Source organism: Pseudoruminococcus sp. (genome assembly GCF_047012705.1).
Lineage (GTDB): Bacteria > Bacillota > Clostridia > Oscillospirales > Acutalibacteraceae > Pseudoruminococcus.
This window is the reverse complement of sequence record NZ_JBKXNW010000007.1, coordinates 58,372-78,062: the sequence shown is the minus strand read 5'-3', so window position 1 is coordinate 78,062 and position 19,691 is coordinate 58,372. Positions and strand designations below refer to the sequence as shown.

Here is a 19,691-nt window from a genome sequence, read left to right as displayed (position 1 = left end):
GTTTATTTATGTCATTTATATGCTTGATTTTTTATAATAATAGTAGTATTATACATCATATGGTAAAAATAGTGTTATAAAATCGTAAATTAAGAGAGGTAAAAATTTTGATTGATGAAAAAATAGAGGGTGGCTTTCTAAAAAAAATTAAATCATATAATCCAATCAGGCTTATTGTTGCAAGTTTTGTACTTTTAATGATTTTGGGCGGTTTGCTTTTAAAACTGCCGTTTTCATCGTCTGATGGTATATCAAAACCATTTGTGGATTGTTTATTTACAGCAACATCAGCCACCTGTGTGACGGGATTAAGTATATGCGATACTTTTACCGGTTGGTCATATTTTGGACAAGCTATAATATTGATACTGATTCAATGTGGTGGACTTGGATTACTTACGTTTGCGGCCGCATTTACGCTTATTGCAAGAAAAAAGCTTGGTTTGCGTGATTTACAGATTGTTAAAGAGTATACAAGCGGAAGTATTACAGATATTCCTAAGCTTATAAGAACCATAATGTTTATGACATTTTCTTGTGAGATTGTGGGAGCAATATTGCTAAGTTTTGCATTTATACCGAAATTTGGCTCGCTTGGAATATGGATTTCTATTTTTACGGCTATTTCATCATTTTGCAATGCAGGTTTTGACCTTTTTGGTTTTATTGAACCTGGTAAGGGAATGATTCTTTTTGCAAATGATATTTATGTTTCTGTTATAATTATGCTTTTGATAGTAGTAGGCGGAATAGGATTCTTAGTTGTATTTGACCTTGAAAAACAGATTAAAGAGAAAATTACCAGAAAAAGAAATCTTGTAGAAGTTTCATATCATTCAAAAATTGTGCTTATAACAACAGCAATTTTAATTGTGTTTGGTGCGATTGCATTTTTTGTCAGCGAATGCGGCAATACGCTTTTCGGAAGAGGAATTGCCGAACAGATAAATATTTCATTCTTTCAATCCGTAACCTCAAGAACAGCAGGCTTTACAGCTGTAGATTTAACTCAGGTTCACGATGTAACCAAGTTTATTACTGTAATATTGATGTTCATAGGTGCGTCGCCTGTTTCAACGGGTGGCGGCGTTAAGACTACAACTATTGTTGTGATTTTTGCAACAGTTATAAGTGTACTAAGAGGTAGGGACGGAACTATTTTCGGCAAGCATAAAATAAATCAGAAAGTTGTAAACAGTGCTATTGCAATTTCAGTTATATCATTAACATATATTCTTGTTATTACCGGTATTATCGCCGCAATAGAAAATCAGCAAGATATATCTATGTTTAATATATTGCTTGAAACAACTTCGGCATATTCTACGACAGGACTTTCAGCATCGGTCACAACAAGTCTTTCGATTGCATCAAAGCTTATTTTGATACTTACTATGCTTATAGGCCGAGTAGGACCGCTTGCATTATTCCTTTCAATTTCTGGCAAAAAAGCTAACCCTAACGGAAAAATTCTTCCAGAGGGAAAAATTATTGTCGGATAACGCTTTTGTATAATCTATGTATATTTTTCTTAGCCTATGGAAAAATAGATATAATACTGAAAAGAGCGGTGGGATTCTATGAAGAAGAAGCTATTTTCGCTTTGGGGAACTTTGGCGGGATTTCTAAATGGAATGTTGGGGGCTGGTGGAGGAATGGTAGTTGTACCCATTCTTAAAACTAAGCTTTCTGAAAAGCAGTCTCACGCAACAAGCGTTGCGGTAATTTTACCAATATGTGCGGTGAGTGCTTTATTCTATCTCCAACAAGGAGCGGTTTCTGTTTATGACGCTTTGCCATATCTGTTATGGGGTTTGCTCGGCTCTGCGATAGGTGTTATGCTGATGAAAAAGCTTAGCGGAAATATGCTTAGGAAAATATTTGCACTTATGATGCTTTGGGCAGGAATAAGGCTGATTATACGATGAATTTTCTTATAGGAGCAGTTTCGGGGATAATTTCAGGAATTTTTGCCTCGCTTGGAATGGGTGGCGGCGGAGTTCTGATAATCTGTCTGACTTTATTTTTAGAAATTCCACAGCAGCAGGCGCAAGGAATAAACCTTATATTTTTTATACTTCCTGCAATTTTTTCAGTTGTTGTATATACTAAACGAAAGCTGATAAATTGGAAACTTGCAGCTCCCTTTGCTCTTATGGGAATCTGCGGTGCAATAATAGGCTCTATAATTTCTAATTTTATAGATGGTTATTGGCTTTCTAAACTTTTTGGGGTATTGCTTTTATTTATAGGTGTAAAGGAACTTTTCAAAAAGCCTGAGAAAAAATAGCGTTCAAATCAAGAAAATTGTTCTTGAAAAAGTTATAGCTTTTTTCGATTTTTACTTGACAAAATGCGAGAAAGTCTTTATAATTATCAATAGTGCGTTATTAGAACGCAAGTGTCTTGCGTCTGTATCTCAATACTTTCTTAAAATCCACGGTGGTGATTATATGCTTCTTGAACTTAAAAAAGTATTTTTAACCGAGGGTGAAAGTTTAGAGACATCTTTTGAGTTTCCGCTTGGAGAGGAGTTGCAGGCAAGACGCTTTGAAAAACCTGTTAAGGCTGATGTTTTAGTAAGGAACAGAGCCGGTCTTATTACTCTCGATGCGGATGTTGAGCTTGAAGTTATCTTCGATTGCGATAGGTGCGGAAAGAGTACAACAAGGGTTTTGAACTATCATTTTGAGCATATACTCGTTCTTTCGCTTTCTGATGAAAGCAGCGACGAATATATAGAAGTACCTGACTATAACCTTGAGATTGAGGATTTGCTGAGAGATGATATTTTTCTTGAATTTCCGGCAAAATTACTGTGTAAACAGGATTGCAAGGGATTATGTCAAAGGTGCGGAAAAAATCTGAACGACGGAGAATGTGGTTGCGATAAAGACGAGCCAGACCCTCGTTTAGCTGTGCTAAAAGCACTTTTGCAGTAAAAGATTTCAGGCAAGGAGGTTTATAAAAATGGCAGTACCTAAGAGAAAAACGTCAAAGGCGAGAAGAGATAAAAGACGCTCAAATGTCTGGAAGCTCAATGCTCCTGCCCTTATGAGATGCCCTAACTGCGGCGAATACAAAGCACCGCACAAGGTTTGCGGAAGCTGTGGCTATTACAATGGCAGAGAAGTAATTAAAAAGGAAGCTTAATCGTTTCTTTTTAAGTGGGAGAAGGAGCAATCCTTCTCTATTTTTTTCTTTAAATATTATCGGTACAAGTTTATGAAAAAAGGGAGTTGATAATATGGCAAGACCAGTAGTTGCGATTGTCGGCCGTCCAAATGTCGGCAAAAGTACGCTTTTTAACAAGCTTATCGGAAAGCGTATTGCAATAGTCGACGATACGCCCGGCGTTACAAGGGATAGAATCTTCGGAGAATGTGAATGGAGAAACAGAAAGGTTTCGCTGATTGATACAGGTGGTATAGAGCCTTATTCTAATGATATTATCCTGAGTCAGATGAGAAGACAGGCTCAGCTTGCCATAGAAGCGGCTGATGTCATTATTTTGGTTACAGATGTAAAATTAGGTCTTGTAGCTACTGACCAAGAGGTCGCAACAATGCTCCAAAAGAGTGGCAGACCTGTTGTTTTGTGCGTAAATAAGTGCGACAGAATTGGTGAGCCTGACCCTGAATTTTATGAATTTTATAATCTTGGTTTGGGTGACCCTATTCAGGTTTCATCTGTTCACGGAACAGGTACGGGCGATTTGCTTGATGCTGTTTATGATTTGCTCCCAGAGGAAGCCAATGACGATGAAGATAACGAAATTATCAATGTTGCAGTTATTGGCAGACCTAATGTCGGAAAATCTTCTCTTATTAATCGTATTACAGGTGAGGAACGCTGCATAGTTTCTAATATTGCCGGTACTACTCGTGACAGTATCGATACGCTTGTAAAGAATGATTTCGGCGAGTTTAATTTTACTGATACAGCAGGATTAAGACGAAAGACCAAGGTTGATGACGAAATCGAAAAATATAGTGTTATTCGTGCGAAAATGGCAATCGAAAGAAGCGATGTTTGCGTTATTATGATTGATGCAACAGAGGGATTTGCAGATCAGGATTCTAAAATTGCAGGCTTAGCACACGAATCCGGCAAGGCTTGTATAATTGCTGTTAATAAGTGGGACGCTGTTGCAAAAGACGGAAAGACTATGCAAAAGATGCGTGAAAGCCTTGAAAATGATTTCTCGTTTATGTCCTATGCACCAATAGTATTTATTTCTGCAAAGACCGGTCAGCGTTTAGATAGCCTTTTTGAGCATATAAACGCTGCGGCTAATGCTAATGCGATGAGAATAAAGACCGGTATGCTCAACGATATTCTTGCTGAAGCTACTGCACGTGTTCAGCCTCCGACAGACAAAGGTAGACGACTTAAGATTTACTATATGACTCAGGCTTCTGTAAAGCCACCAACATTCGTATGCTTCGTAAATTCATCGGATTTATTCCATTTCTCATATCAGAGATATCTTGAAAACCGAATCAGAGATACCTTTGGTTTAGAGGGGACACCAGTGCGATTTATAGTTCGTGAGCGTGGAGATAAAGAATAGGAGTGTGATTTTGCGTGAGTTTTGGTGAAGAATTTAGCTTTGTTTTTGGCGGGTATGGCATTTATATTTTGATTGCGGCGGTTATTGCATATCTTATCGGAAGTATAAATACTTCAATCATTACAACAAGAATTGTTGCTCATAAGGATATAAGAACTATGGGCAGTGGAAATGCAGGATTTACAAATGTTCTGCGTACTGTCGGAAAAGGTCCTGCGATAGTAACATTTATCGGAGATTTTCTTAAAGGCGTTGTTTCCATTCTGATTGCATATCTTATTCTTATAGGCTTCCACGGCGAAAAAATGAGTCTTATAAGGCAATATGCTTTCTATATTGCAGGCTTAGCTTGTGTTTTAGGCCATATGTATCCGATTTTTTATGGATTTAAGGGTGGTAAGGGCGTTGTTACAACTGCTTCTGTTATGCTTATGACAGATTGGAGAACTCTTGTAGCTGCGCTTGTTGTGTTCGCAATTATGTTTGCTTCAACAAAGGTTATTTCTAAGTGTGCATTGGTAAATGCGGCAGTTTATCCGATTACTACTTTCTGCTTCAGATACTTCTTAGACTATATGCCTAACCCGTCTAATTCGCTTGTTTTTGTATTCTTTGCGACCTTTATTACTTTGATTATAGCAATAATGGTTATATATAGACACAAGGACAACATCAAAAGAATTATGAACGGTACAGAAAAAAAGATTACTGCAAAGAAGTAAATATACATATAAAATTCTGAATCGCCACAGCCAACTATGATAGGTTGTGGCGATTTTTTTGGAACTTTGTCGGGAAATGTTTTTTACAATAGTCACTGTTTGTAACAATTTTTTATGTACTTTTTTTGAATACTTGGTTATATTGCTTGACTTTTTGTTTAAAATAGATTATTATATGAATAAGTTACTTGATAAATTAACGGAGGTGCAAGTTATGAATTTCAAGAAAAATTTTGGTTGGATTATAGCGATTGTTGCAGGTACTGTTGCGATTGCCTCTGCTGTTACAGCATTTCTTATTTTTAAGGATAAGAAAAAGAAGGACGAGGAAGAGCTTGAACATTATCTCGATTGCTCAATTCAGTAATTTATTAAATTAAACAGCGTGTATCAGTTTTTGTTTGATACACGCTGTTTTTCTTTTTAGCTATAAAGAGACAGCAAAGCTTGTAAGATAAAGCTTTGCTGTTTTTTATATTATGTATTAACTTTTAGCCGACAATAACTTCGCCCTCAACAGTTCCGGGAAGACCTGCTGCATTAGATTCGTCTGTGTCGATGTGCATAGCGGCTGCATAGGATTCGCTTACTCTTACAACAACATCGCCGAAGATAAGCTTTCTGCCTTCTCCGCCAACTTCAACACTGACAATCTGCTTGTCCTTAACGCCAAATTTTTTTGCGTCCTCAGGGGTAAAGTGAATATGACGCTTTGCAGCGATAACACCCTTCTCAATATCAACTTCACCGGCAGGACCGATTAGCTTACATCCGGGAGTACCCTCAATGTCGCCGGATTCACGAACAGGAGCAGCAATACCGATTTTTCTCAAATCGGTAAGTGAAAGCTCAACCTGGTCAGCTTTTCTTACAGGGCCAAGGATAGAAACATTTTTCATTTCACCCTTAGGACCTACAATAGTAATTCTTTCCATACTTGCGAATTGTCCAGGTTGTGAAAGGTCTTTTTTCTTAGTGAGTGTAACTCCTGCACCAAAGAGCTTTTCAAGAGTTTCCTGCGTTACATGCACATGGCGTGCAGATGTTTCAACCATAACCTTCATTGTTATCTTCTCCAATCATAAATGAGTTATGGTATTATTTTATACCTGTTTTTTGCGAATGTAAAGTGCTTTTAGCTTGTAATTTTTATGATTTACATAAATTTTAGATTTAAATTTAAAATAAGTCTATCAATACGCTTATTGACAAATAATGCTTATAAATGTAAAATTCTTATTATAGTAGGGAATTTACGGCTGTATGATGGTTATATCATCGGTTTTGTGAAATAATAAGCTTATTTCCTGATGAAAGGGTGCATATATGAGCAACGAAATTGAGGCTAAGGAAACGCCTATTATTGAGTTTAAAAATGTAAGTAAAACCTATACATTATATAAAAGCAGCAGAGAGCAATTTTCAGCTTTATTTTATCATTCTAAAAAGCTTCATAAGCATAAGGCACTCAATGATGTAAGCTTTAAGATATATAAAGGTGAATCTGTCGGTATAGTTGGAAACAATGGTGCCGGTAAATCTACACTTTTAAAAATGATTACAGGAGTATCATTTCCTGATAAAGGTGATATTATAGTAAGAGGCAGAGTTGCTGCTTTGCTTGAGCTTACAGCTGGCTTTTCAAATGAAATGACAGGCAGAGAAAATATATATCTCAAGGGCTATCTTCTTGGCTTGAAGGATAAAGAAATCAAGGGTATGGAGGATAGGGTAGTAGAATTTGCCGACCTTGGCGAATATATAGACCAGCCTGTCCGAACCTATTCAAGCGGTATGAAAATGCGTCTTGGCTTTGCTATAAATATCAATATAGAGCCGGATATACTTGTTGTTGATGAGGCTCTAAGCGTTGGCGATGCAAGCTTTAAGAAGAAGTGTAAAAATAAAATTAAAGATTTGATTAAATCGGATGTAACCGTCCTTTTTGTCAGCCATAGTAAAGATAGTGTCGAAGAAATCTGTACTCGTGCAATATATCTCAAAAGTGGTACAGTTGTTTGTGATGGTAAGGTTTCAGATGTTCTAAAGGTTTACGAATCTAAAAATAAAAAATAAACTTGTATATTTAAACATATTTTTTAAGTTAAATAAGCTTTAGTGCGGTTAAGTTATCAAAAACAAAAAAATACTTGCAATCTTGCCCGAATTATGTTATTATATTCATTACGAGAGCATTTAAAAAGGAGGTGCCACATATGCCTAATATTAAGTCAGCTAAGAAGCGTGTTAAAGTTATCGCTGTTAAAACTGCGAGAAATAAGGCTGCTAATTCCGCACTTAAAACTTCTATTAAGAAGGCAAATACAGCTATCGAAAACAATGCGGCAGATAAGGAGCAAGCAGTTCGTGCTGCTATAAGCAGTATCGACAGAGCAGTTTCTAAGGGTCTTCTTCATAAGAATACCGCTGCAAGAAAGAAATCAGCACTTGTCCGTAAGGCTGCTGTCTGATTAATGTTTGATTTATAATGCCAATGCGGTTAAGTTTAAACGCTGTTTCGGTAGCACCGAAAGGCGTTTTTCTTTTACCAATTTTTAATAATTTAAATTTATACCACATAAATAATACAATAAAATAAAATTGTAAGACTTTATAAAAAATCGGCTATGAATGTTGCTAAATTTATGTGTTGTGCTTTTTCTTCTTATGTGATATTATATATTTATCTGTTATTTTACAAATTTTTCGATTTTAAATGAGGATAATTTATACGATGATTTTTAAAAAACAGATAATTGTGGGTGTAAGAGGGAAAATAAAAGTATGAATGTTTTGAGTGTAATTTTAGATTTTTTTGTATTGTTTGTGGTAATCTTAGTTACAGCAACGAGTATTAAACGAGGTTTGATTATATCTATAATCGAATTTGTTGGTGAGATTATATCGGCTGTTATTGCTTCATTTGTTGGTTATTTTATAGTAATAATAAGTTATAGTTCTATGTTTAAGAATAATCTTCTGAATTTAATTGGCTCAGTCGTTTCAAATTCCAATGGATTCACTTCGGAAGATGTATTTAATGTGCTACCCAAATTTATAAGAAACGCCCTGACTCTTGACGGCGTGAATTCATCAAATTTGCTTACTCAGAGTGGTATAAACAGTTCAACTACAATCAAAGAATCAATAGAACAGTATATTGCACCTTATGCTATTTCATATATGACCAAAATAAATATGGTTATAATTTTTACAATTCTGTTGATTATTATAATAACATTGTCTTCAAAATTTTCTAAACATTTTGTAAATACAGAACTAAAAACGCTTAATAATGCTATGAGCTGTATATTTGGTTTAGTAAAATCTGTGTTCATAATAATGATGCTTATTGTTTTGATAGATGCAATAGTTCTTACTATGGACTTAGAAGCGTTTTCATCATTTAATTCTGCGGTTAACTCAAGCATATTATTTAAATTTCTTTATAGTGTAAATATTCCATCGTTTATTATTTCAATTGTAACTGGTGTATAGTATTTTCAAGGAGGGAATTATGAGCAAGGGAATAGATGCTTTAAAAAAGAATCTCACCGTGCCAAATATCCTGTCGTTTATTCGTATTGTGATAATTGTGCCATTGATTATTTCTTTTTTGAATGAAAGATTTATAGAATCAGGTATATATTTATTAATATCAGGACTTTCTGATATGTTTGATGGAGCAATTGCCAGAAAATTTAATCAGGTTACTCAGCTTGGAAAGATTTTAGACCCGATAGCCGATAAGCTTACTCTTATTGCGGTGGTTATTTGCCTTGCAATCTTATTCCCAAGCGTATGGCCGATTGTTATTATACTTATGTCGAAAGATATACTTATGCTTATAGGCGGTGCCATTTTGCTTTGTATGAAGATAAGACCACCTGCCGCAAAATGGTACGGCAAGGTTGCAACAGCAATATTTTATGTAAGTATTACGACAATGGTATGTTTAAGTGCTATTTTTGAGTATAAAAATGATGTTTTGGATATTATTCTTATGAGTCTTACGCTTATTGCCATGATAGTTGCATTCGTAAGCTACGCTATAATTTTTGTTAAACTTATAAAAAATAGAAATAATCCTGATGTAGAAAAGATTGGAAGCAAAAATTAAGATAAATAAAAATTGTATTTTATCATATGCAAATAAATAGGCGGTTTATGACTTTAAATATCTTAATTCGCTTGACTTTTTTTAGAAAATAGGCTATAAATCTTTTATGACACATTTTAAGGGTAATAAAATAGTTTTTTTATTGTGTTAAGTAAGACATAATTAATTTGTTGATTATGTACTCCTAAATGAAGGATGTGGAAAATAATGTTATGTTCAAGATGTAAAAAAAGACCTGCTGTTGTGTTTGTAAGTACAGGAAATGACGGTAATGATACAAAAGGTTATTGCCTCTCTTGTGCTAAAGAATTAAATATCAAGCAGGTTACAGATATTATGAATCAGATGGGAATTTCCGAGGAAGATTTCGATGCTATGCAAGAGCAGATGGACGAACTGATGAATGCAGAAACAGATATGGCAAATCTTCCAGATGATGACACTTCAGATTCTGAGGATGAAAGTGATGACGGCTATACAACAGGCGGCGCACCAACATTTCCGCCATTCTTTAAAAATCTTTTCTCTATGGGTAAACCAGAGGACGATTTAGCTAAAAAGGGTGAAAAATCATCATCAGATGATAAAAAGTCTGATAGAGAGAAGAAAAAAGAAGATAAGAAAAAGCAGAAAAAGAGAAAGCATATCGAGCTTTATTGTGATGATTTAATCAAGAAAGCTAAAGAGGGAAAGATTGATAGAATTATAGGTCGTGAAAAGGAGATTGAACGAGCTATTCAAATTCTTAGCCGTAGAACTAAGAATAATCCTTGCCTTATAGGTGAACCTGGTGTAGGTAAAACAGCTATTGCAGAGGGTTTGGCTCTTAGAATAGCAAGTGGTGATGTTCCGTTCCGTCTTAAAAGCAAAGAAATCTTCCTGCTTAATCTTACTTCACTTGTAGCCGGAACTCAGTTCAGAGGACAGTTTGAAAGTCGTATTAAAGGTGTTATTGATGAGGTTCAGGAGGACGGAAATATTATTCTGTTCATTGATGAAATTCATACCCTTATCGGTACAGGTGCAGCAGAAGGTTCTATGGACGCGGCAAATATCTTGAAGCCTGCACTTTCAAGAGGACTTATTCAGGTTATAGGTGCAACAACTTTTGCTGAATATAGAAAGTATATTGAAAATGACGCTGCTCTTGAAAGGCGTTTTCAGCCTATTACGGTTGCAGAACCATCTATTGATGATACAATTAAGGTTCTTTCCGGTATCAAAGACTATTATGAGACATATCATAGAGTATCTGTTACAGATGAGATTGTCCGCAAAACTGTAAGACTTTCAGAAAGATATATTACAGATAGATTCTTGCCGGATAAGGCCATTGACTTGCTCGATGAGGCTTGTACCTATGCTTCGCTTAGAAATGTCAGACTTGAGGAGTATGACGAAAATAAGAGCAAGCTTGACGATATGAAAAAGCAAGAAGAAGATATAGAGAGCCAAACAGATGTTGATTATGAGAAGCTCGCAAAGCTAAGATATGATATTTCTGTTGCTGAAAAGGCTGTTGATGATATTAAGGATGAAGCGCTTGGCTGTAAGGTTACAGAGGGAGATATAGCACACGTTATCGAACTTTGGACTGGCATTCCTGCATCAAAGGTTCAAGATAATGAGCTTAATAAGCTTGCCGGCTTTGAAGATAGACTTCGTGAAAAGCTTATTGGTCAAGATGAAGCTATTTCAGCTCTTGCAGCTGCAGTTAAGCGTACAAGAGTTCAGATAAGTCCAAGAAGACGACCGGCTTCATTCATCTTTGTAGGACCTACCGGCGTAGGAAAAACAGAACTTGTAAAGGTTATGTCAAAGGAGCTTTTCGATACTCCGGAAACTCTTATAAGACTTGATATGTCCGAATATATGGAGAAACATTCGGTTTCTAAGATTATTGGTTCACCTCCGGGATATGTCGGTTACGATGAAGCAGGTCAGATTACTGAAAAAGTTCGCCGCAGACCATATTCTGTATTACTCTTTGATGAAATTGAAAAGGCTCATCCTGATGTTTTGAATATTCTTCTGCAAATCCTTGATGAAGGCGTTATCACCGATGCTCATGGCAGAAAGGTTAATTTCGAAAATACGGTTATCGTTATGACCTCTAATGCAGGAAGCAATAAGAAAGAAAACGCACTTGGCTTTGGCAAAACAGAAGAAGACGCAACAAAAGAAAAGGTCTATGCAGCGCTATCAGAATTTTTAAGACCTGAATTTATAAGCCGTATAGATGAAATTATAGTTTTCCGTCATCTTAATGAGGACGATTTTGTCAAGATTGCAAAGCTTATGCTTAGTGAATATATAGACTCTCTCGCAGAAAAGGGAATAGAGTTTACATTTGACGAGAATGCACAGAAGGCTCTTGCTAAGAAGGCATATGGTGGTAAGAGTGGTGCTCGTGACCTTAGAAATGTAATACGCAAAGAGGTTGAGGATAAGATAGCTTCTGCGATTATTGATAATAGAAGTGTTCCGATTGGTAGAATCCACCTCGGAGCAAATGGTGACGAATTAAAACTCGATGTACTTTAAAATATATAACTCCAATAAGAGCGATATATCTACAAAAAAATTGGAATAAAGATTAAAACGAAATATTTCAAATTGCTAAAAATAAATTTTAAGAAATAAGCTGATTTCGTTTTGAAGTGAAATCAGCTTTGTTTTTACTTAAATATAGTAATTAATATAAGCTCGATAAGAATTTGATATAATGAGGTTACTAAAAAATGCACTGCTTGAAGAATCAAACAGTGCATTTTGTGTTATTCAATTATTTTACTCTGATTCGTTGACCAACATATATTAAATCTCTATTTTTGATGTTATTGAGCGATACAAGCTTATCTACGGTTGTGCTATATATGTATGCGATATAGCTAAGTGTGTCGCCACTTTTAACTGTATAATAAACTTTATCTGATTTTACAGTCGAAGTTGTGCTGTCGACTTTACTTATATTGCTTACTGCAATAGCTGAAGTTATTTGATTTCCGATGCCAATGACAGCTCTATCACCGACTATCTCTATAACATCATACTGTTTTTCATAGACGGCAAAGGTTTTATTGGTGCCATAAATTATAGGATTCTTAACGGTAACTTTATCACCGACTTTAATAGTTGAAGTTTGTTTATCAGGTTTTTCAGTTGGCTTTGTAGAAGCTGGCTTACTTGGTTTTGAGCCTGAAGAATATTCTTTATAAATATAGTTAAGGTCTACATTTCCTGAAATACCAGACACATTACCACTGTCTGAGTATTGCCAAATTGTACATTCAAAAGCAGGTGAAGATACACCCCAGTGAGCCAACCATAAATCATATTTGCTTATTAGCTTATCTTTGTGAAGGTAACTGTTAAGCCAATTGGGGTTACAATATAACATTGGTGTATAACCGGCAGACTTAATCTTATCGCAGAAGGCAATAACAATGCTTGTAAGAGTGTCTTTGCCAAGATGAGTTTGCGAAGAATCCTCAATGTCAAAAGCAACGGGCAAATCTATCTTATAACCTTTAATTGTTTTTAAGCAAAATTCAGCCTCTTTTTTTGCTTCGGCGGCTGATTTTGCATAACTATAATGATAAATACCGCATTTAATGCCTGCCTTGATGGCGTTTTCAATGTTTCTGATAAATTTATTGTCGATTTGATTAGGATTTTCTACGCCAAAACTTGAACGAATCATAGCGTATCTTACGCCTGATTTATAGACCTTATCCCAATCAATATTGCCGTTCCAAGTCGATACATCAATCAATTTTTCTTGCAAAACTATTTCTCTCCTTTTTTATTAAAAAGCTGTTTATAGATTTGATTTGCATAAACACTCGTCCCTGCACAGAGAATACCTTGTGTGATAGATGCAAAAATTATTGTAAGAACACAGCGTTGATCAAGTACTTCACAGGTAGTGAACATCCATATTGCTGAAAGAATTATTCCGCTTGCACCGAGAATTAATGGAATAAATTTATCGGAAAGCGAAGTCTTTTTAAGCCCTAAGCCTACTATATAGAGCACAGGTACAAGTATAAGCAACTCAGGCTTTATAAAATCAGTGATATCCAATATACTCCCTCCTTCATTTTGAATCCTGCTCTAAATCGCTGATACGGTGATTGATAACCTTGATTTCCTCGTCATAAAGACGAGTTGCCGTTGTGACAGTTTTCTCAATTTCGTACATTCTTTCAACAAGATTGTTATGCTTGTCAACTTTTTTTTCAAGCTGTTCAAGACGGTAAAGATTAAGCTTTGAGGTAACTAAAATACCGCCGAGAGAACCTATAAGCGAGCAAAGTGCAGATAATAAACTTAATATGATTTCTATATTCATTTTATGATTACCTCTTGCAATTTGTTACAAAAATGTTTTTGAATTTCAATTTCGCAAATGTTGGATTTGATAAGAATTTCACCGCTTTTAAATTCAACCCAGCATTTAACCTTGCCAATATTGCTGTAAAATTTTTTGTTTGGACGAAAATAAAAGGTAAAGTAACTTCTTAATCTTGTTGCTACAAAGCCATATTCATTTAGCGAAATTTTTTCTAAGCTTCCATCAGGAGTAGAAAAACAAAAACTGATGGAAGTATCTTCAGCCGAAATTCCGTTTATACGACAAGGGATAAGAAGTTTAAAAATATCAGCTAACGATTCTCCATAATAGGAATTTTCGGTCTTTTTCAAGCTAATTCTTTTATTAGCCGAAATAATAATTTCTGTCATGAATCCTCCTTTTTAATCATATACACTATATGTGTATATGATTGGTCAAAAAATAGCGTTATATTACTATTTGACTTGAAATACTTCCAAGACAAATTGTTAATATCACGCATAAGAAAGCTTACTAATACTGTTCGGACTTAATATAAAGCTGACGGAGAAAACTTTATATGACAATTTCGTCAAGACTTTCTATATTTAATTATAGAATATTTGTTTTTGTGTGTCAAGTTAAAAGACACAATTTGTGTATAAATTTAACTGCTAAATCTTTATGATTTATATTAATGTTGATTTGATAATAGCTATTAATAATAATTTTGAAGAAAAACTTGAACAAAACTTTTAATTTTTAAAATTTAGACGCATCTTGAAGGCGGAGACATTTCGCCTTGAGTGAAACTTTTAATTTTTATTGAACTCACATTATGATAAGATATTTTGCTCCTTTACTTTCGTGCTTTTATATGCTAAAATTTTATTACACTAAAATGGTATTATCGGAGGAAAATGCTATGAACCCGAAAATTGTAAATGAAGATACAGAATTCCTTTGCAAAGTTATATTAAATCTTAATTCCATAGAAGAATGTTATAGTTTTCTTGATGATTTATGTACAGTTCAAGAAATACACGCAATGGCTCAAAGACTTAAAGTAGCATATATGCTTTCAAATCATGAAATTTATGCAGATATTGTTAAAGATACAGGAGCAAGTACAGCGACAATAAGCAGGGTAAATCGTGCTTTGTCCTATGGCAGTGACGGTTATACACAAGCATTTAAACGCCTTGCTGAAAATCAAAAAAAGGAAGATAAGGAATGAGCTACAACGCATTTGCAGAATTTTATGACGGCTTAACAGGAAATGTTGAATATAAAGATAGAGCCGAATATATCGAAAAGCTTATAAAATCCTTTGGCAGAGAAGCTGGAACAACCCTCGATTTAGCTTGTGGAACAGGTTCTCTTACCCTTGAACTTTATCGCAGAGGCTTTGATATTTTTGGCGTTGATGCGTCTATTGATATGCTTTCAGAGGCACAACAGAAATGTTCTGAAGATGAGCAGATTTTATTTATCTGCCAAAAAATGCAAAGATTAAATCTTGCAAGTGAAATTGATACTTGTATATGTACCCTCGACAGCATAAATCATTTGACTAATCCTAAAGATGTGAAAGAAACCTTTAAGCGAGTTGCTAAATATCTTTCTAAGGACGGTTTGTTTATTTTTGATGTAAATACACTCTACAAGCATAGAGAGGTTTTGTGTGATAATTGCTTTATCTTTGATACAGATGAAGTTTTTTGTTCGTGGCAAAATGAGCTTGATAAGGAAAACGATATTGTAAATATAACCCTTGATTTCTTTATTCCCGATGAAAACGGCTTATATTTTCGTGAAACAGAGGAATTTTCTGAGAGAGCATACAGCGATGAGGATTTAATCCAATGGCTTGATGAGGCGGGCTTGCAAGTTCTTGCGATATATGATGATATGAGCTTTGATGAGCCAAAGCCGGAAAGCGAAAGAAAAATATTTGTTGCAGCTAATAATTGATAAAAATATGGAGATGTATCTTTATGAATTATGGACCAAATCCGAATTGCCTCTATCCTAATCCAAATATTAAAAGCTTATGTTATATAAAAAATGTTGTAAAGAATCCAAATATTATTATTGGAGATTACACCTATTATGATGATATAAATAATCCTGAGGATTTTGAAAGACATGTAACACATCATTATGAATTTATAGGTGATAAACTGATAATTGGAAAGTTTTGTGCTATAGGGAAAGGTATAGAGTTTATTATGAATGGCGCGAATCATAGAATGAATAGTGTTACAACATATCCTTTTAATATTATGGGAAACGGTTGGGAAATAAGTACACCATCTTTATGTGATTTACCGATAAAAGGTGATACCGTTATAGGAAATGATGTTTGGTTTGGACAGAATGTAACAGTTATGCCGGGAATTCATATTGGTGATGGCTGTATAATAGGAGCTAACACAACGGTTGCTAAAGATATTCCGCCATATTCAGTTGCAGTAGGAAATCCCTGCCGTGTTATACGAAAAAGATTTGACGATAAAATGATAGAGTTCCTTTTGAAATTAAAATGGTGGGATTGGTCTCCGGAAAAAATTTTTAAGAATTTAGATGTACTGTGCAGCCACGATATAGAAAAAATAAAAGAATTAGATAAAAACTGAAATAAATATGTTTTCAAGAAAGGTGATAACAATGAAGCACATAGGAACTAAAAATATAGAAACCGAAAGATTGATTTTACGCAGATTTACTTTAGATGATGCTGACGCTATGTATAGAAATTGGGCATCTGATGATGAAGTTACAAAATATTTGATTTGGCCTGCCCATAGCAGTGTTTATATTACAAAAATGATTTTTACTGATTGAGTTGAATCGTATAAAAACGATGACTACTATCACTGGGTAATAACCTCGAAGAGCAATGACAAGCCTATTGGTTCTATTGGAGTTGTTGCCAAAGATAATGAAACCGAAATGGTACATATCGGCTATTGTATTGGCACAGAGAAATTACTTCCGAAGCTCTCAAAGCATTGATAGACTTTTTCTTTGATGAGGTTGGCGTAAAGCGTATTGAATCAGGACATGATATCAAGAATCCAAATTCAGGTAAGGTTATGAAAAAGTGTGGAATGGTTTACGAGGGTACAAAAAAGAAGCTAACAGAAATAATCAAGTTGTCTGCGATGTAAGTTATTATGCAATAACAAGGTCATAATTTTGAGGTGAAGCTAATGAGTAATGAAAGACTTGAAAAGCAGATAGAATTTTGTAGAGAGATTGATAAGGAAAAATTTATTAAGCGTCAAACCTACCTCACAGACGGCATACATAAGGAAAATGATGCTGAACACGCATGGCATATGGCGATAATGACTGTTCTTTTGAGCGAGTATGCAAATGAAAATATTGATATATTGAAAACAGTAACAATGCTTCTTATACACGATATTGTTGAGATTGACGCTGGCGATACATATGCCTATGATTCTGAGGCGGTAAAAACTCAGCGTGAGCGTGAAGTTAAAGCTGCCGAAAGAATTTTTGGTATACTTCCTCAAGACCAAGCCGAAAAATTCAGAAATCTGTGGGAAGAATTTGAGCAAGGCGAAACGCCTGAAGCGAAATTCGCTCATACTATGGATAACTTTCAGCCTGTTATGCTTAATTCTGCAACAGATGGTAAAGCGTGGGCTGAGCATAAGGTTCTTTTAAGACAGATACTTGGCAGAAATAAGAATACAGCATATGGTTCACAAGTCCTTTGGGATTATTCAAGAGATAATTTCATTATGCCTAATGTCGAGAAAGGAAGGATTGAAAATAGATGATTTTTAATAAACGAATACCTGGCGGTTGTCTTATGTGTATTTTATTGATAGTTACTATTTTTCAATTTACAGGTTGTGCATAAAAAGAAGAAATTGAAGAACTTGAAAATATGTATGACAAATCTATTGAATATTATACAAATAAATATGATTTAGATAATGTTAGTATAAAAGAACATTATATAATTTCTACAAATAATGGTCCAATTCCAAGTATTACAGGTTCAAAGTGTTATGTTATGAGTGATGGCACAAAAGTTATATGGACTAAAGATAAAAAATTTGTTGATGATCGTCAAAGTGATGAAATTCAGGAGGATATAAAATCTAAAATTTTAGATTCTGTTATTAAAAAATACGAAAATGAGTTTGGTGTAAAAATAAAATTAGATAATCAAATAATATTAAGCAACGATTTAAATTTTAAAAACGAAGAAGTATGTTATTTTAATAAAAAATATGATGGTGATATAAAAAAATTTTTAGAAAGCGAAAATAAAAAATTTGCTCTGAAAAAGAAGGATATAATTTTTGTATGCAATGAAAATCAATCTTATAAAGAAAATATAATTTCTTTGGCAACAGAATTAAAAAAATATTTTAATTCGGAATTTTCAGTATTTGCTGTAAATGACAAAAGAGCAAAATCATATGAGAAAAAAGATTCAATAACTCCTATTTACGAGCATATTTATGATGATGGTTGCTATGGTGCATATAATTTTAATATAGATGATGATGGAAATTGGAGTGATAACTGGTATGAAAAGAAATTTATTGAAATTATACCAGGATTTTTTGCTTCATATAGTGGTCCAAATTATCAATTAAAAGATGGTGATATTGTTTTTTCAAAAATGCCGGAAAATGAATTAATTCAAAAGGAATTAAATAAAAAAGCTCAAGAAAAGTCAAATAACAAAGATAAAATAGCAAATTCCAATATTCAAATTTATAAAGTTAAATTTTCAGATGAGTTAAAACGAAATTTGAAGTCAGATGATTATATAACTTTTAAGATTGATTATGAAAAGCTGGATAGTATAGGATTATATGAGTGCTATTATGGTGAAAAAGATAACAAATTATGTTATGGAGTTTCATTAAGAAAAAGAAATATATTTGGTTTGATTCATATAAGTATTGAAGATTTAGAGAAAAAATATTATTATATGGAAAATTATAAATTAGATGAATAAGATAGAAAAGGTAAGGTGTTAAATTATGGATAAAATTATAAGATGTATTACTGATGATGGTGCTATTGCTGTTACCGCAGCAGAAACCTCAGATATAGTTTTTACTGCACAAAAACTTCATAAAACTTCCCCAGTAGCAACAGCAGCTCTCGGAAGATTGCTGACAGCGGCATCTCTTATGGGAACTCAACTCAAGAGCAAAGAGGGAATAATTACACTTCGTGTAAACGGTGACGGACCTTTGGGAGCGGTTATAGCTGTTGGCGACAGTAAGGGAAATTGCCGAGGATATTGTGTAAACCCAGGTTGTCCTACTACTTATTATGAAAATGGCAAGATAAATGTTGCCGAAGCTGTCGGTAAAAATGGTATTCTCAATGTTATGAAGGATTTCGGACAAGGTGAGCCTTATCTTGGACAGATTGAGCTTATTTCGGGAGAGATTGCAGAGGATATTACTAACTATTATGCAAGAAGCGAGCAGTTGCCAACTGTGTGCTCTCTTGGTGTTTTGCTTGATAAAGAAAGCCACAAAATGATGCTTTCAGGCGGTTTTCTTATTCAATTACTTCCTATGGCTGATGATACAACTATTGATAAGCTTGAGGCTAATATCCGCACTTTAGAGCCTATGACAACTATGCTTGCAAAGGGTATGAGTATACTTGATATTTGCAAAAAGGCTCTTGAAGGTTTTAATCTTGAAGTTCTTGATGAAAATAATATAAATTATGTATGTAATTGCAGTCGTGAAAGAGTTGAAAATTCTTTAAGTACACTTAAAGATGAAGAAATTCTCTCACTTCCTGACGAGAAAGGCTTTATGGAAGCATCTTGCCAATTCTGCAATAAGAAGTATAAATTTACAAAGCAAGAATTAGAGGAACTTGTAAAACGCAGAAATTCAAAATAATCGGGGCAGTTATATA

The 19,691-nt window shown here is 34.4% G+C and carries 24 protein-coding genes and 1 pseudogene; 20 read left to right on the top strand and 5 right to left on the bottom strand.

Going from position 1 to position 19,691, the window contains the following annotated elements; genetic code table 11:
- Window positions 1-107: 107 nt before the first annotated feature.
- The 8 genes from ACLU24_RS08325 to ACLU24_RS08290 all read left to right on the top strand — a co-directional run bounded on the left by ACLU24_RS08325 (window position 108) and on the right by ACLU24_RS08290 (window position 5,662).
- Window positions 108-1,502 carry a TrkH family potassium uptake protein gene (locus ACLU24_RS08325; protein ID WP_412611812.1) on the top strand — a complete coding sequence of 465 codons (1,395 nt, stop codon included), beginning with the start codon at window positions 108-110 and terminating at the stop codon, window positions 1,500-1,502.
- 78 nt (window positions 1,503-1,580) lie between these two features.
- Window positions 1,581-1,928, top strand: coding sequence for a sulfite exporter TauE/SafE family protein (locus ACLU24_RS08320; RefSeq protein WP_412611809.1), 348 nt, complete (start codon window positions 1,581-1,583; stop codon window positions 1,926-1,928).
- A complete protein-coding gene (locus tag ACLU24_RS08315) occupies window positions 1,925-2,290 on the top strand; it encodes a sulfite exporter TauE/SafE family protein (protein WP_412611806.1) in 366 nt (121 codons plus the stop codon). The genes ACLU24_RS08320 and ACLU24_RS08315 overlap by 4 nt, the downstream gene beginning before the upstream one ends.
- Window positions 2,291-2,453: 163 nt before the next feature.
- Window positions 2,454-2,942, top strand: coding sequence for a YceD family protein (locus ACLU24_RS08310; RefSeq protein ID WP_412611804.1), 489 nt, complete (start codon window positions 2,454-2,456; stop codon window positions 2,940-2,942).
- A 28-nt stretch (window positions 2,943-2,970) separates the two neighbouring features.
- Window positions 2,971-3,153: a 50S ribosomal protein L32 gene (gene rpmF, locus ACLU24_RS08305; protein ID WP_022264371.1), complete on the top strand. Its 183-nt coding sequence runs from the start codon at window positions 2,971-2,973 to the stop codon at window positions 3,151-3,153.
- Between the two features lie 94 nt (window positions 3,154-3,247).
- Window positions 3,248-4,573 carry a ribosome biogenesis GTPase Der gene (gene der, locus ACLU24_RS08300; protein WP_412611801.1) on the top strand — a complete coding sequence of 442 codons (1,326 nt, stop codon included), beginning with the start codon at window positions 3,248-3,250 and terminating at the stop codon, window positions 4,571-4,573.
- 14 nt (window positions 4,574-4,587) lie between these two features.
- Window positions 4,588-5,295 (top strand): glycerol-3-phosphate 1-O-acyltransferase PlsY, encoded by a 708-nt coding sequence (gene plsY, locus ACLU24_RS08295; RefSeq protein ID WP_412611798.1) that lies wholly within the window; start codon window positions 4,588-4,590, stop codon window positions 5,293-5,295.
- Window positions 5,296-5,509: 214 nt separating this feature from the next.
- Window positions 5,510-5,662, top strand: coding sequence for a hypothetical protein (locus tag ACLU24_RS08290; protein WP_022264374.1), 153 nt, complete (start codon window positions 5,510-5,512; stop codon window positions 5,660-5,662).
- Window positions 5,663-5,786: 124 nt separating this feature from the next.
- On the opposite strand, the gene ACLU24_RS08285 is transcribed toward ACLU24_RS08290, so the two are convergent.
- A complete protein-coding gene (locus ACLU24_RS08285) occupies window positions 5,787-6,359 on the bottom strand; it encodes a PduL/EutD family phosphate acyltransferase (RefSeq protein ID WP_412611794.1) in 573 nt (190 codons plus the stop codon).
- Between the two features lie 262 nt (window positions 6,360-6,621).
- Here ACLU24_RS08285 and ACLU24_RS08280 point away from each other — a divergent pair, with 262 nt between their 5' ends.
- The 5 genes from ACLU24_RS08280 (at window position 6,622) to ACLU24_RS08260 (ending at window position 11,959) form a co-directional block, all read left to right on the top strand.
- Window positions 6,622-7,371: an ABC transporter ATP-binding protein gene (locus ACLU24_RS08280; protein WP_412611791.1), complete on the top strand. Its 750-nt coding sequence runs from the start codon at window positions 6,622-6,624 to the stop codon at window positions 7,369-7,371.
- Window positions 7,372-7,511: 140 nt separating this feature from the next.
- Window positions 7,512-7,766: a 30S ribosomal protein S20 gene (rpsT, locus tag ACLU24_RS08275; RefSeq protein ID WP_412611788.1), complete on the top strand. Its 255-nt coding sequence runs from the start codon at window positions 7,512-7,514 to the stop codon at window positions 7,764-7,766.
- A 394-nt stretch (window positions 7,767-8,160) separates the two neighbouring features.
- Window positions 8,161-8,793 (top strand): CvpA family protein, encoded by a 633-nt coding sequence (locus tag ACLU24_RS08270; RefSeq protein WP_412611785.1) that lies wholly within the window; start codon window positions 8,161-8,163, stop codon window positions 8,791-8,793.
- Between the two features lie 19 nt (window positions 8,794-8,812).
- A complete protein-coding gene (locus tag ACLU24_RS08265; protein ID WP_412611783.1) occupies window positions 8,813-9,415 on the top strand; it encodes a CDP-alcohol phosphatidyltransferase family protein in 603 nt (200 codons plus the stop codon).
- Between the two features lie 207 nt (window positions 9,416-9,622).
- Window positions 9,623-11,959 carry an ATP-dependent Clp protease ATP-binding subunit gene (locus ACLU24_RS08260; protein WP_412611780.1) on the top strand — a complete coding sequence of 779 codons (2,337 nt, stop codon included), beginning with the start codon at window positions 9,623-9,625 and terminating at the stop codon, window positions 11,957-11,959.
- A gap of 241 nt (window positions 11,960-12,200) precedes the next feature.
- Here ACLU24_RS08260 and ACLU24_RS08255 read toward each other — a convergent pair whose 3' ends face one another.
- Genes ACLU24_RS08255 through ACLU24_RS08240 form a run of 4 tightly spaced genes read right to left on the bottom strand, consistent with a single transcriptional unit; the run spans window position 12,201 to window position 14,161 of the window.
- On the bottom strand, window positions 12,201-13,202 hold the full coding sequence (locus tag ACLU24_RS08255) for a GH25 family lysozyme (RefSeq protein WP_412611777.1): 1,002 nt from the start codon (window positions 13,200-13,202) through the stop codon (window positions 12,201-12,203).
- A 2-nt stretch (window positions 13,203-13,204) separates the two neighbouring features.
- A complete protein-coding gene (locus ACLU24_RS08250) occupies window positions 13,205-13,501 on the bottom strand; it encodes a phage holin family protein (protein ID WP_412611774.1) in 297 nt (98 codons plus the stop codon).
- Window positions 13,502-13,514: 13 nt separating this feature from the next.
- Window positions 13,515-13,769 (bottom strand): hypothetical protein, encoded by a 255-nt coding sequence (locus ACLU24_RS08245; RefSeq protein ID WP_412611773.1) that lies wholly within the window; start codon window positions 13,767-13,769, stop codon window positions 13,515-13,517.
- Entirely contained in the window at window positions 13,766-14,161 is a 396-nt protein-coding gene (locus tag ACLU24_RS08240; protein WP_412611771.1) for a hypothetical protein, read from the bottom strand. The genes ACLU24_RS08245 and ACLU24_RS08240 overlap by 4 nt, the downstream gene beginning before the upstream one ends.
- A 515-nt stretch (window positions 14,162-14,676) precedes the next feature.
- Here ACLU24_RS08240 and ACLU24_RS08235 point away from each other — a divergent pair.
- The 7 genes and pseudogenes from ACLU24_RS08235 (at window position 14,677) to hslO (ending at window position 19,675) form a co-directional block, all read left to right on the top strand.
- Window positions 14,677-14,988 carry a YerC/YecD family TrpR-related protein gene (locus ACLU24_RS08235; protein ID WP_412611769.1) on the top strand — a complete coding sequence of 104 codons (312 nt, stop codon included), beginning with the start codon at window positions 14,677-14,679 and terminating at the stop codon, window positions 14,986-14,988.
- Window positions 14,985-15,725, top strand: a complete 741-nt coding sequence (locus ACLU24_RS08230) for a class I SAM-dependent DNA methyltransferase (RefSeq protein WP_412611767.1) — start codon at window positions 14,985-14,987, stop codon at window positions 15,723-15,725. Before ACLU24_RS08235 ends, ACLU24_RS08230 begins: the two co-directional genes overlap by 4 nt.
- Window positions 15,726-15,748: 23 nt before the next feature.
- Window positions 15,749-16,390 (top strand): Vat family streptogramin A O-acetyltransferase, encoded by a 642-nt coding sequence (locus ACLU24_RS08225; protein WP_412611764.1) that lies wholly within the window; start codon window positions 15,749-15,751, stop codon window positions 16,388-16,390.
- A 31-nt stretch (window positions 16,391-16,421) separates the two neighbouring features.
- A pseudogene (locus ACLU24_RS08220) lies at window positions 16,422-16,950 on the top strand (GNAT family N-acetyltransferase).
- 16 nt (window positions 16,951-16,966) lie between these two features.
- On the top strand, window positions 16,967-17,563 hold the full coding sequence (locus tag ACLU24_RS08215; RefSeq protein ID WP_412611762.1) for an HD domain-containing protein: 597 nt from the start codon (window positions 16,967-16,969) through the stop codon (window positions 17,561-17,563).
- A 110-nt stretch (window positions 17,564-17,673) separates the two neighbouring features.
- Window positions 17,674-18,762 carry a hypothetical protein gene (locus ACLU24_RS08210; protein ID WP_412611761.1) on the top strand — a complete coding sequence of 363 codons (1,089 nt, stop codon included), beginning with the start codon at window positions 17,674-17,676 and terminating at the stop codon, window positions 18,760-18,762.
- Window positions 18,763-18,787: 25 nt separating this feature from the next.
- Window positions 18,788-19,675, top strand: coding sequence for an Hsp33 family molecular chaperone HslO (gene hslO / locus ACLU24_RS08205; protein WP_412611759.1), 888 nt, complete (start codon window positions 18,788-18,790; stop codon window positions 19,673-19,675).
- Window positions 19,676-19,691: the final 16 nt, after the last annotated feature.